The 12,893-nt window shown below is 62.3% G+C and carries 10 protein-coding genes; 6 read left to right on the top strand and 4 right to left on the bottom strand.

Annotated features, from left to right (window positions below):
• Positions 1-666 (bottom strand): TetR/AcrR family transcriptional regulator, encoded by a 666-nt coding sequence (locus AAFO90_RS00235; protein ID WP_065272299.1) that lies wholly within the window; start codon positions 664-666, stop codon positions 1-3.
• A gap of 351 nt (positions 667-1,017) precedes the next feature.
• Between AAFO90_RS00235 and AAFO90_RS00240 the strand changes: the two genes are divergently transcribed.
• Entirely contained in the window at positions 1,018-1,500 is a 483-nt protein-coding gene (locus tag AAFO90_RS00240) for a GNAT family N-acetyltransferase (protein WP_347508100.1), read from the top strand.
• 88 nt (positions 1,501-1,588) lie between these two features.
• Here AAFO90_RS00240 and AAFO90_RS00245 read toward each other — a convergent pair whose 3' ends face one another.
• Positions 1,589-2,218 (bottom strand): glutathione S-transferase, encoded by a 630-nt coding sequence (locus AAFO90_RS00245; RefSeq protein ID WP_347508101.1) that lies wholly within the window; start codon positions 2,216-2,218, stop codon positions 1,589-1,591.
• A gap of 75 nt (positions 2,219-2,293) precedes the next feature.
• The gene (locus tag AAFO90_RS00250; RefSeq protein WP_347508102.1) at positions 2,294-2,788 is read right to left on the bottom strand and encodes a class I SAM-dependent methyltransferase; all 495 of its coding nucleotides are present in this window, start codon (positions 2,786-2,788) and stop codon (positions 2,294-2,296) included.
• A 275-nt stretch (positions 2,789-3,063) separates the two neighbouring features.
• Here AAFO90_RS00250 and AAFO90_RS00255 point away from each other — a divergent pair, with 275 nt between their 5' ends.
• The 5 genes from AAFO90_RS00255 to AAFO90_RS00275 are packed head-to-tail and all read left to right on the top strand — an operon-like array spanning position 3,064 to position 10,306.
• Positions 3,064-4,836: an ABC transporter ATP-binding protein gene (locus tag AAFO90_RS00255; protein WP_274835369.1), complete on the top strand. Its 1,773-nt coding sequence runs from the start codon at positions 3,064-3,066 to the stop codon at positions 4,834-4,836.
• Positions 4,829-6,781 carry an ABC transporter substrate-binding protein gene (locus tag AAFO90_RS00260; protein ID WP_347508103.1) on the top strand — a complete coding sequence of 651 codons (1,953 nt, stop codon included), beginning with the start codon at positions 4,829-4,831 and terminating at the stop codon, positions 6,779-6,781. Before AAFO90_RS00255 ends, AAFO90_RS00260 begins: the two co-directional genes overlap by 8 nt.
• The gene (locus tag AAFO90_RS00265; protein ID WP_065272294.1) at positions 6,781-7,809 is read left to right on the top strand and encodes an ABC transporter permease; all 1,029 of its coding nucleotides are present in this window, start codon (positions 6,781-6,783) and stop codon (positions 7,807-7,809) included. The genes AAFO90_RS00260 and AAFO90_RS00265 overlap by 1 nt, the downstream gene beginning before the upstream one ends.
• A complete protein-coding gene (locus AAFO90_RS00270) occupies positions 7,806-8,963 on the top strand; it encodes an ABC transporter permease (protein WP_347508104.1) in 1,158 nt (385 codons plus the stop codon). Before AAFO90_RS00265 ends, AAFO90_RS00270 begins: the two co-directional genes overlap by 4 nt.
• On the top strand, positions 8,960-10,306 hold the full coding sequence (locus tag AAFO90_RS00275; RefSeq protein WP_347508105.1) for a CoA transferase: 1,347 nt from the start codon (positions 8,960-8,962) through the stop codon (positions 10,304-10,306). The genes AAFO90_RS00270 and AAFO90_RS00275 overlap by 4 nt, the downstream gene beginning before the upstream one ends.
• Positions 10,307-10,470: 164 nt before the next feature.
• Here AAFO90_RS00275 and AAFO90_RS00280 read toward each other — a convergent pair whose 3' ends face one another.
• Positions 10,471-12,843 carry a mechanosensitive ion channel family protein gene (locus AAFO90_RS00280; RefSeq protein ID WP_347508106.1) on the bottom strand — a complete coding sequence of 791 codons (2,373 nt, stop codon included), beginning with the start codon at positions 12,841-12,843 and terminating at the stop codon, positions 10,471-10,473.
• Positions 12,844-12,893 lie beyond the last annotated feature (50 nt).

Consider the following 12,893-nt stretch of genomic DNA (forward strand, 5'->3'; position numbering starts at 1 on the left):
TCAGACGTCCCAGTATCTTTCCGTGTAGACGGCGAATTCTTCCAGCTCCTCCGGCAGGGGTTCTTTGCCTGTGAAGACCCGCAGGTAATGGGGCGTCATCTGCAACCGTTCCTTATGGCTCTCGTTCGGCTCCGCCATGTCATAGCCAAGCTGCATGTAATAAAGAACCTTGGCCCGGGTCTTTGCCTCCAGCTCCGGATAGCCATAGCGGGAGAACATGTCGCTGAGCGCTTTCACCCGCCGTGCATCGGAACGGTCTAGCAGGCTGCGCACCTTGCCCGAGCGCCGCGCCCAGTCCCGCACCGCGAAGTCGAGCGCGGTATTGAACAGATCCGGGTTGGCAATACAGTGAAAGACGTTCAGCACCGCGCCCGTGATCGCGGCGGCAGGGGCTTCGGTCTGGGCAACCATCGCGGCGGTATTGGTCTGCTCCCACGTCTGCAACAGCGCATCCAGCAGATCCTGCCGCGATTTGAAATACCAGTAGAAGGAGGAGCGCGACACGCCCATGCGCTCGGCCAGGGCCAGCACCTTGACCTGCTCAACCCCGTGGCTGATCAGCACATCCATCGCCACATTCAGCCAGTCGGCCCGGGTAACCTTAACGTTGCCGGTCAGGGGTTCGGCGGTGGGATCATCCCGGTGCAGGATCGGTTTGGGGGGCATGGACAGAACACCTCGTGACGTGCGCCAATCAGGGCACCAAACATCCTGCGGCGCCCACCGCGCCTTGTCCACCGCATTTGACGGTGTTGCGACATTTGTCTCAGTTTAAGGCCAGGGCACCTGGACTCTCGAAATCGTGTCAGTCCATCGCGCAGGCCCGCACCGCCCGCGAACGAACGGTCATTGAGCACCCACATTATGTATGCGAGCCTTCACGCTGAGACGGTTTCGAAGGTGACATGAAATGAGCAATGCCTGCACAGTGCGATGCTGCGAGAACATCCGCGGTCATGCCATCTGCCACCGCAAGGGAAACGAGACTACCCGCCCGATTGCCTTGGAGAAAAACCAATGAGCGTGACAGTCCGAGCGTTCAGGGCAGAAGATGCAGAGGCATTCCGCACTCTTCACCGGGCCTGCCTCGCGTATTACCAGATTGCCCCTGCCACCCATGATCAAGAAGAGCGGGTGCTTTCACTGCTCCGCGCCGAAAGGCACATGGCGTGCCATCTGGCCTTTGATGGCACCCAGCCCGTCGGGTTCGCCACATGGGGACTAAGCTTCCCGGCCGGCCCGGGCATATCACTGGTCATGAAAGAGCTGTTTGTTTCTCCGACCGTTCGACGAAAGGGTGTTGGAAAAGCATTGTTATCCGCCCTCATCGATGTGGCACGTCGCGAGGGCTGCACCCGTTTTGACTGGGCCACAGACGGCACCAACGGTGGCGCACAACGATTTTATGAGGCGCTTGCAGCACCGAAAATGACCAAGCAAAGCTATCGCGTCGCCGAAACGGAATTTGACGCCTTTCAAGCGCGAATTGAGCGCAAGTAGCGCCTGATTAAATCCTGATAGTGGCTCCCAACTCGGGCTGTCAGGACGTGCCATCGCTGCGCGAGACCTCCTCCTCTGCCCTCCCGGCCTACAACTGCGAACTTGGACGCTCCCGAATGGCTTCTTGCCAGGCCAGCGTGGCCGTGTTGGCTTCGGGCACGCGCATCTTGATCACGCGAGCAAAGTCGACAAAGACGAAGGCCGAAATATCCGCCAGCGTGAAATGATCAGTGGCAAGGAAGGGGCTGTCCTGCAGGCGCTCTTCCAAGAGATCAAAGAACCGCGCAGTCCGCGCCTGTCCGCGTTCGGCCAGCTCAGGGATCTGGGCATAGTGATCAGGGCCCGGAATGGCGCGGTTTTCAAACGCCGGGTGGGTGTTGCGCAGCGCCTCGGCCACGGGGGCGCCGCCCTGCTGTTCCACGATGGAGTTCCACATCAGCACCAGCCCTTTTTCATCGGCGTTGCGTCCCATCAACGGCGGTTCCGGATGCGCCGCCTCCAGATAGGCGGCAATGCCAAGGTTTTCGGTCAGGACAGTGCCCGTATCGGTGACCAGAACCGGGATCGTCGCGCGCGGGTTCACCGCCAGAAAGGCCGCGTCCAGCTGCTCTCCCTTGGCGATGGAAATGTCATGGGTTTCAGGGCTCAGCCCCTTCTCCGCAAGAAACATCCGCGCCCGACGCGGGTTCGGCGCGGTGGAGCAATCGTAGAAAATCATGGCAGCCTCCCTCTGTTACCGCCAGCCTAGGGGCAGGGCAGCACGTGAGGCCAGCATGACGGAGCGTCGCGCGGATCAGGCGTCGCGGCGGTAGATGAAGCAGCGCCCCTCGACCGCGTCCGGCGGCAGGGGCATTTCGCGCAAGCTGTCAAAATACATCCGGTCCGAGGACACCATCATGCCGCCCACCGCCAGCAACGGTTCGATGAGCGGCGACACCAGCCGGGCAAAGGCATCGTTCTTGGCGCGGTTGTGACCGCCCAGATCCGCGTGGATCAGACTGGCGGTCGCACCGAACCGTTCCACGGCTGCCGGTAGCGTTTCACGCACATCGCCAAGGATCGTCAGATCCTCGGGCGGGGTGCTGTCAGGATGCGAGGCAACAGCGCGTTCGAAGACATAGATATCCCGGCCGGTGATATTGTGCTTCATGTGGTGGTAGGTGCGCCCGTTCCCAAGCCCCAGCTCAAAGACCGGGCCGCTCATACCAGCGGTTTCGGCAATGGCGTAATCCAGACAGGCACGCTGGGACACCATGCGATCGATAAAAAGGTCCAGACGGGTGATCATGTTACGGTCTCCTTGCACGCCATGGCCGCGCGGCGGCCAATCCCGTGCAGATGTGTCAGACTTTTACGCAAATGTGTAGCGAATAGCGAAAACGGCTCGAGCGCCTTCACAATTGCGTAAAGACCCCACCGGCGCGTCATATTTCCCGCATCTGGGGCTGCTATCTGCGAATGGGGTTTGACTAGTGCCCGTAGGCCGCGCGATGGTGGGGGAAAAAACAGGGAAACGGGAAGATCATGAAGAGACATCACCGGACCTCAGACGGGTTGAACTGAATGGCGCCGCTGTTGTCAGTCGAGGGCCTCAGCATCGGCTTTGGCCGGGATGAAGCTGTCGTGCGCGATGTTAGTTTTGACGTTGCCCCCGGCGGCACCTTGGCGCTGGTCGGGGAAAGTGGTTCCGGCAAGACGATCACCTGCCGCGCCGTGCTGCGCATTCTGCCACGTGCCGCCCAGATCCGTTCTGGCCGCATCACCCTCCACGGCGGCGACGCGCCGCTGGAGCTGAGCCGCCTTGGCGAACGGCGCATGCGGGATGTGCGCGGCAACCGGATCGCGATGATCTTTCAGGAGCCGATGCGCTCCCTGTCGCCGTTGCACCGGATCGGCAACCAGGTCTCCGAAGTTTTATGGCTGCACGAAGGCAAAAGCGAAGCCGCCGCCCGCAAGGAAGTTCTGGAGTGTTTCGAACGGGTCGGTTTTCCCGAGCCGCAACGCACCTATGACTCGTACCCCTTTGAGCTGTCCGGGGGCATGCGCCAGCGGGCGATGATTGCCATGGCGATGGTGGCAAAACCCGATCTTCTGATCGCGGATGAGCCGACCACGGCGCTGGATGTGACAACGCAGGCACAGGTTCTGGGCCTGATGAAGGAATTGCAGCGCGACACAGGCATGGCGATGATCCTTGTGACCCACGATCTGGGCGTCGTTGCCAATATGGCCGAAGAGGTGGTGGTCATGCACAAGGGCCGGGTGATGGAAGCTGGTCCTGCTGCACCGATCCTTTCGGCACCCGCGCATGCCTACACCCGGGCGCTGATCAACGCCGCGCCCAAGATCCCTGCCGCCACGCAGGCTGTGCCGCCAGAGCCTAAGGAAGATCTGATCCTTGAGCTGAAATCGGTGTCCAAGACCTACACCCTGCGCGCCGGAAAGGGCTGGGCTGCCCCCACTCTTATACACGCCTGTCGCGGCGTCGATCTGAAACTGCCACGCGGCAAGACGCTGGCCATCGTCGGCGAAAGCGGCTCTGGCAAGACCACCGCCGCCCGCATCGCGCTTGGCGCCGAACCGCCGGATCCCGGCGGCGAGGTTCTGTTCCGCCCCGATCCGGATGGTGAGATCGTCAAGGTTCACCAGATGGACCGCGCCGCCCGTACCGCGTTTCAGCGCGAGGCGCAGATGGTGTTTCAGGATCCCTATTCCTCGCTCAGCCCGCGCATGCGCATCGCGGACACCATGACCGAGCCGCTGGAGATCCACGGTATCGGCACCCCCGCCGACCGCCGCGACAAGGCAGCAAAGATGCTGAAGACCGTCGGCCTTGGCCCCGAGATGCTGCAACGCTATCCGCATGCCTTTTCCGGCGGCCAGCGCCAGCGCCTGTCGATTGCCCGTGCGCTGATGCTCGACCCCTCGCTGATCGTCTGCGACGAGCCGACCTCGGCTCTGGATGTGTCGGTGCAGGAACAGATCCTACGGCTGTTAGAAAACATTCAGGAACAGCAGGGGCTGTCCTATCTCTTTATCAGCCACGATCTGGCGGTGGTGGCGCGGATCGCCGATGAGGTCGCGGTGATGCGGCGCGGGCTGATCGTCGAGCAGGCTCCACCGCAGACGTTGTTCCACAACCCGCAGCACCCCTACACCAAGGCGCTGATCGCAGCGCAGCCGGAACCCGATATCGACCGCCCGATCAATCTGGATCTGGTGTCGCAAGGCGCCGGCGCGCCGGACAGCTGGCCCGAACATTTCAGATTCACAGGAGCCGAGGCCCCGCCTCTGGTCATCCTGGAACCCGGACATAAGGTACGTTGCCATGTTTAACGCCCCGAAAACCGTGACAAAACGAACTGCCCTGAAACCCATACTTGCCATCGCGGTGGCCGCACTGCTGACGCCGCTTGCCGCGCTGGCAGGCACGCTGCCCACCCCGCAGGAAAGCGCCTTCTGGGAACAGGAGGTCGCCTCTGGCAACCTGCCCAAGGCGGCAGAACGCCTGCCGGATGCGCCGCTTGTGGTCAATCTGGAGGCCAAGGGCCGCGCCTTTGGCGTGCAGGGCGGTGCGCTCAACACCATGGTGACCCGGTCAAAAGACATCCGCCAGATGGTCGTCTACGGCTATGCGCGGCTGGTCGGTTATGATGCCGATTACAAACTGCAATCGGACATCCTGCTGGGCTATGAAGAAGAGGACAACAAGCGCTTTACCTTGCATCTGCGCCCCGGGCACCGTTGGTCGGATGGATCCCCGTTCACCTCGGCCGATTTCGAATACTGGTGGAAGGACATTGCCAACAACCCGCTGCTCAGCCCCGCCGGGCCGCCGGAATTTCTCCGCGCCGAGGGAGAGCTGCCCGAGGTCACATTCCCGGATGAAACCACCGTCATCTTTGAATGGCAGAACCCGAACCCGAGCTTCCTGCACCATCTGGCGCAGGCGCGCCCGCCCTTCATCTACCGGCCCTCGGCCTATCTGAAGCAGTTCCACGCCGATTACGCCGACCCGGCCAAACTGGCCGAGGAAGTGGATTACGCCCGCGTCAAAAGCTGGGCGGCGCTGCACAACAAATACGACAACATGTACAAGTTCGACAATCACGAGCTGCCCACCCTGCAGCCGTGGATGAATGCCACAGCGGGCAAGAAGATCCGCCACCTGTTCGTGCGCAACCCCTATTACCACCGGATCGACGCCAAGGGCGTGCAGCTGCCCTATATCGACACGGTAGAGATGGAGATCGTCTCGGGCGGGTTGGTGGCTGCCAAAGCCAACGCCGGAGAGGCAGACCTTCAGGCGCGCGGCCTCGGGTTCCGCGACATTCCGATCCTGCGCAAGGGCGAAGCCGACGGCGGCAACTACAGGACCTTCCTCTGGGGCACCGGCACCGCCTCGCAGATCGCGATCTATCCGAACCTCAACGTAAACGATCCTGTCTGGCGCAAACTGCTGCGCGATGTCCGGGTGCGCCGCGCCCTGTCGGTCGCCATCAACCGCGCCGCCATCAACAAATCGCTCTATTTCAAACTGGCCAAGCCCGGCGCCATGACCGTGCTGGAAAAAAGCCCCTTCTTCGATCCCGCCCTGCGCGAAGCCTGGGCGCAGTTCGATCCCGATCTGGCCAATCAGCTGCTGGATGAGGTCGGGCTGACCGAAAAGGATGGCTATGGCATCCGCCAACTGCCCGACGGACGCCCGATGGAGCTGATCGTGGAAACCGCCGGAGAGCGGCAGGAGGTCGAAAACGCCCTGCAGATCATCACCGATGATTGGCGCGACGTGGGGGTCAAGCTGGTGATGCGTCCGCTCGATCGCGACATCCTGCGCAACCGGGTGTTCTCAGGCACCACTGCGGCCTCAGTCTGGTACGGCTGGGACAACGGCCTGCCGCAGCCCTATACCTCGCCCGCCTATCTGGCGCCAACCGATCAGGTCTTTCTGGCCTGGCCGAAATGGGGGCAATATTACCAGACCGGCGGAGAGGTCGGCGAAGCGCCCGATATGGAACCCGCTCAGCGCCTGATGGAGCTGGCACATGACTGGCGGATCGCCACCACCGAAGCGGAGCGGGTCGCCGCCTGGAAAGAAATGCTGAAAATCCATTCCGAGCAGGTCTACGGCATTGGCCTTGTGGCCGAGGCGCCGCAGCCCGTGGTGGTATCAAACCGCCTGCGCAACGTGCCAGAACGCGGCATCTGGGCCTGGGACCCCGGCGCTCATTTTGGCGTCCACCGCATGGATGAGTTCTTCTTCGAGGATGGTCAGGGCTGATGGAAATCCTGCGCTACGCCATATACCGCTTCGGCACCATGCTGCTGACGCTCTGGGTGGTGTCGGTGCTGATCTTCGTGATCATCAACCTGCCGCCCGGTGATTACCTGTCCAACCAGATCGCTGAGTTGCGTGCCAGCGGTCAGACCGCAGGCGTTGCCAAGGCAGAGTTCCTGCGCACGGAATACGCGCTCGATAAGCCCATGTGGCAGCAGTATTTCATCTGGGCTGGCTTCATGCCAGGCCCGCACGGCTTCTCAGGCCTCATTCAGGGCAATTTCGGCTGGTCCTTTGAATTCGACCGCCCGGTGGCCGAGATCGTCGGCGACAGCCTGTGGCTGACGGTTCTGGTCAACCTCGCGGCGGTTCTCTTTGTCTATATGGTGGCCCTGCCGCTGGGGGTTCTGGCGGCGGCGCGCTCGCGCACCTGGGTGGATTACACCTCGGCTTTTGTCGGATACCTCGGTCTGGCGACGCCGAACTTCCTTCTCGCGCTGATCCTGTTCTACTACGGCCATCGCTGGTTCGACCTGCCCATCGGCGGGCTGATGGACCCCATCTACGAAGGTGAGCCGATGAGCTGGGACAAGGTGAAATCGATCCTCATCCACCTGATCGTGCCGACCTTCGTGATCGGCACCTCGGGCGCTTCGGCGATGATGCAACGGCTGCGGGCCAATATGCTGGACGAGCTGGGCAAACCCTATGTGGAAACCGCGATTGCCAAGGGCATGGCGCCATCGCGGATGCTGGCGAAATATCCGCTGCGGGTGGCCTTCAATCCCTTTGTCGCAGACATCGGCAACCTGTTGCCCTCGATGGTGTCAGGATCGGTTCTGGTTTCGGTGGTGCTGGGACTGCAAACCATCGGGCCGGACCTGCTGCAGGCGCTGAAGTCGCAGGACATGTTCCTGTCGGCCTTCATCCTGATGTTCGTCGCGCTGCTGACCCTGATCGGCACGATGATTTCGGACGTGCTGCTGGTCCTTCTGGATCCCCGCATCCGCTATGAGGGACGCGACGCATGAGCAAGCTGCCCGACGGTCGTTATGTCGACGATGCCCCCTATGACGCCGAACAGTCCCTGCGCGAGCTGGAGCGCAAGGATCTGGATGCTCCGAACTGGGTGCTGATCTGGCGCAAGTTCAAGACGCACCGGCTGGGCCTGATCTCCGGTGCCTTCCTGCTGTTCTGCTATCTGATGCTGCCCTTTGTCGGCTTTGTCGCGCCCTATGGCCCGAACGAACGTCACAGCGAGCATCTCTATGCACCGCCGCAGGAGATCAATCTCTTCCACGAGGGCGAGTTCCTCGGCCCCTTCATCTACCCGATGACCTCTGAGGCCAATCTGGAAACCTTCCAGTGGGAGTTCAAACCGGATCTGGACAACCCGCTGCGGCTGAAATTCTTCTGCGAAGGCAGCTCCTACGATATCGCCGGGCTGATCCCGGCCGACACCCATCTGGTCTGCGCGCCCGGCGCCGATGTGCCGCTGTTTCTCTGGGGCTCGGACCGGCTGGGCCGCGATGTCTTCAGCCGCATCCTTTATGGCGCGCAGCTGTCGCTGACCGTCGGTCTGATCGGGATCACAGTCTCCTTCGTTCTAGGCATCTTTTTCGGCTCTGTTGCGGGCTATTTCGGTGGCCGGATCGACTGGGTGATCAACCGGGTGATCGAGATCCTGCGCAGCCTGCCGGAGCTGCCTCTGTGGCTTGCGCTCTCAGCAGCCGTGCCCTCGAACTGGTCTCCGGTGGCGGTCTTCTTCATCATCTCGGTGATCCTTGGCATATTGGACTGGCCCGGCCTTGCGCGCTCGGTGCGGGCCAAGTTCCTGTCCTTGCGCGAAGAGGAATACGTGCGCGCCGCCGAAATGATGGGCGCCACTTCGGGCCGGGTGATCCGCAAGCATCTCCTGCCGAATTTCATGAGCCACCTCATCGCCTCGGCAACCCTGTCGATCCCGGCGATGATCCTGGGCGAAACCGCGCTTTCCTTTCTGGGCCTGGGCCTGCGCGCGCCTGCGGTCAGTTGGGGCGTGATGCTGAACGATGCGCAGAACCTCGCCAATATCGAGATCTACTGGTGGACCGCCATTCCCATGCTGCCCATCGTGGTGGTAGTGCTGGCCTTCAACTTCCTTGGTGACGGCTTGCGCGACAGTCTGGACCCCTATCAACAATGACCCTGCTTGCCGCCCTTCCCGATCCCGCAAGCTATGCCATCACCGGCAGCGGGCACAGGCCCAGTGCCTTTGCGGTGACCGGGCTGGCCACTGCCTCTATTGCTGCCGTCGGGGTGGAACTGGCCCGCTACATGAAGGTGGCAGGTCTTGCGCCCCGCGCGCCCGAAGTCACCGTGGATCAGCGTTTGGCGGCGCTGTGGTTCGGCTATAGTTTTCGCCCCGCAGGCTGGGAGATGCCATCGCTTTGGGATCCGATTGCCGGGGACTATCCCTGCGCCGATGGCTGGATCCGCCTGCACACCAACCTGCCCCATCACCGCGCCGCCGCGCTTCAGGTGCTCGGCTGCGAAGGCACGCCCGAGGCGGTGCGCACGGCCGTCAGCAAATGGGACGGCGACCTGCTGGAGCGCGAGATCGTCGCTGCTGGAGGCGTGTCGGCCACCATGCGCAGCCGCGAGCTGTGGCTGTCGCACCCGCAGGGACAGGCAGTCGGCTCGGAACCGTTGGTACAATGGACCGCCCCCCGCGACGTCTCTCCGCGTGCGCGTCCTGAAGCAAGTGAGGCACGGCCGCTGGCCGGACTGAAGGTGCTGGATCTGACCCGGGTCCTGGCCGGGCCGATTGCCACCCGGACGCTGGCCGGATTTGGCGCCGAGGTGCTGCGGATCGACCCGCCCGGCTGGGATGAGCCGGGGGTGATACCGGATATTTCGCTGGGCAAGCGTATGGCCATGCTCGATCTGCGCAAGGACCCGGACCGGCGCCGTTTCGAGGCGCTGTTGGCCAAAGCCGATGTGCTGGTCCACGGCTACCGCCCCGGCGCCCTTGCAGGTCTTGGTTACGATCAGGCAACCCGCGACCGGATCGCCCCAAACCGGATTGAGGCAACGCTCAACGCCTATGGCTGGACCGGCCCCTGGGTGCGCCGCCGCGGCTTTGACAGTCTTGTGCAGATGAGCGCGGGCATCGCCGATGCAGGCCGGATCTGGGCAGGCGCAGAGAAACCGACCCCGCTGCCGGTGCAAGCACTGGATCACGCCACTGGCTATCTTCTGGCTGCGGCGGTGATTTCCGCCCTCAGCCGGGCCACCGAGACCGGTAAAACCCCGCAGGCACGGCTGTCCCTGGCCCGCACCGCCGAGCTGCTTGCCAGCCTGCGCCCATCGCAGGGTGGCCCCTCCATCACCCAGGCCGAGGCGCAGGATTATGCACCTTCCCGCGAACATTCCGGATGGGGACCGGGTCTGCGCCAGAAACCGCCGCTTGCGCTGGGAGAGACCGGCATGCGCTGGGACCTACCCGCAGACAAATGCGGCTCTTCCGAGCCCGTCTGGACCAGCTGACCCTTAGCCATCTGGCATCTCCCTCAAGAACGGCAGACCACCCGCGCCGTGCCCCTGCACGGTGCCCGGCCCAACCCCAGGCGGAGCGCAGAGGCGCTCAGGCGCGGGGGCGGGAGCGCCCCGTTCTCACGCACCGGGAATTTCAGAATTTATGCAGCACAGACCTATCGGTCGTCGCCGCCCCTGCCCTCATCGGCGTCCAGAAGATCGGCATCAATCGCCGCCTGCACTGCCCCCGCCGCCGCCTCCTTTTGCTGCGGGGTCAGGTTCTCGTTCTGATCCTCCGCAAGGCGCACCGTGACCTCGCGATGAGCGAACTTGATGCCTTCACGTGCGAACAGCTGGCGGATTTCCTCGTAGACCTTCTTGCGCACCAGCCACTGATCGCCCGGTTTGGTCATGAATTTCACCCGGATGATCATCGCCGAATCCTGCATCTCGATGACGCCCTGGGATTTCAGCGGCTGGATGAAATTGTCGCCAATGACCGGATCGTCCAACAGCTCCTGCCCCAGTTTCTTGATCAGCTTGCGGACCTTTTCCACATCGGTGTCATAGGTCACCCGCAAGGGCAGTTTCATCATCACCCAGTCGCGGGAATAGTTGGTCAGCACCCGGATTTCGCCAAAGGGAATGGTGTGCAGCGCGCCCAGATGGTGGCGCAACTGGAAGGACCGGACCGAGATCTTCTCGACCGTGCCTTTCACGTCGCCGATGTCGATATACTCACCCTTGCGAAAGGCATCATCGACCAGAAAGAAGGCGCCGGAAAAGATATCCCGCACCAGCGTCTGTGAGCCAAAGCCCACCGCCAGACCGACAACGCCTGCACCGGCGAACAGCGGACTGACATTGATCCCCAGTTGCATCAGCAGGATCAGAGCAATCGACACCACGACCACCGCCAGAATGGCGCCCCGGAACAGCGGCAGCAGCGTGGCAAGCCGACTGGCGCCGCCTGCGCCACCTTCATCGCCCAGCTCGCTTTCGGGCATATCGCCCACTTCCTCGTCGATCTTGCTGTCGATCCAGATCCGCGAGACGCTGTAGATGATATAGCCGAGGAACAGGATCACCACGATGTCAAAGATCCGGTCGATGGCCGAATTGTCAGTCCAGTCGATGTCCGGGTTCCACACATAGATCAACGCCAGCGCCCCACCGACAAAGGCCAGAACCCCGGCAACCCTGCGCGCCAGATCCTCATAGGTGGCAATCGGGTGGCGCTTTCGCATCGAAGCGGCGGCCGCCTCATCTGCCTCTACGGTTTCCCCGTCAGGGCCATCGGCATCTTGCGCATCGCTGTCCTCTGGCTGAACCATTTGCGCGGGAAGACGCCGCCTGTCGGCATAGACTTCGATCCCGTAGTTGATGATCCCATAGACCACCAGGATCGAGGTCAGCACCATATAGGTGCCCGCCATCAGCGGGATCGACATCTCCCGCTCCAGCACCAGATCAAAGGCCAGCTGAAGCCAGCCAAAGACGATATAGGCCACGACCACAGGCGCCCAGGCCACCGACAGCAGCCGCACCAGCCAGGAGCATTCCTCAGCATCGCGGCCCGCGCGGATGGCACGGCTGATGGCTCCCGCGTTAAAGGCGACAAGCGCCAGATTGCCGACAATCCCCAAAAGCGCCAACCCGCCATAGACGATGGCATAGACGTTGTAAGTCAGCCCGAAATCCCCGACCCAGGCGGCAAAGACGAGGGTCGAAATATCATAGGTCGCCAGCACCGAAGCCCAGATATAAAGCCGTTTGGCATCCCGGTCGGAAAATGCCGGTATCCGGTATTGGCTAAGGTAGGGCGACAGCACCATGCGCCACAGGTCCGATATGGTCCGGGAGAGGAAAAAGGCGGTATAGATCGCCAGCACCGTCAGCCGCACCGACGAATTGCCTGAGGAACCCAGCACAAGATAGGATCCCAGCAGAGCGATCCCCATCGAAAAGATCGTTCCCCCGACGCCCAGCAGGAAGCGAAAGAACAAAAACGGCATTTTCTCGCGATAGCCTTCGGGCTTTTCCTTGGTGCGGGCCACCACGTGGTGCAGCGCAAATCTCTTGCCGTAGAGCTCAACGGTGACCCAGCGCCCCAGAAACAGGAACAGGAGGCTCCAGAACAGGATTTCCGCATAGGTGGCGATCCGGCCATCGGGGCTGGTCTGGCGCAGGATGTATTTCATCTCAAAGATGGAATAGGGCAGCGCCTCCAAACGACTGCGCAATTCGGCCCGGAAGATATCCATCTCCGACTGGGCTTTCATCAGCATCGATGCACCTTCCATCTTGGCATCGTGTTCGCTGATGGCCTGTTCCGCAGCCCCGTCCTGCGCGCGGGCGCCGCCGCTGTCGACGATGATCACATCAACGCCGCTTTCGGCAGCCAGCTCGATGGCCCGGGCGATCGGATCCTCGCCGTTGTCAGCCGCCGTCTGCGCATGTCCTGTGCCCGCAGTCCCGATGACCAGCGCACACAGAAGAAACAGGGCAAATAACCCCGGGAGAAGCCGCCGGATGGGAATGAAGTTCATGGTCTGAAATCCTCAGGACAGTTCAAACCAGACTAGCCAGCGCCCCCAGT

This window comes from Phaeobacter sp. CAU 1743 (assembly GCF_039839315.1).
Lineage (GTDB): Bacteria > Pseudomonadota > Alphaproteobacteria > Rhodobacterales > Rhodobacteraceae > Phycobacter > Phycobacter gallaeciensis_A.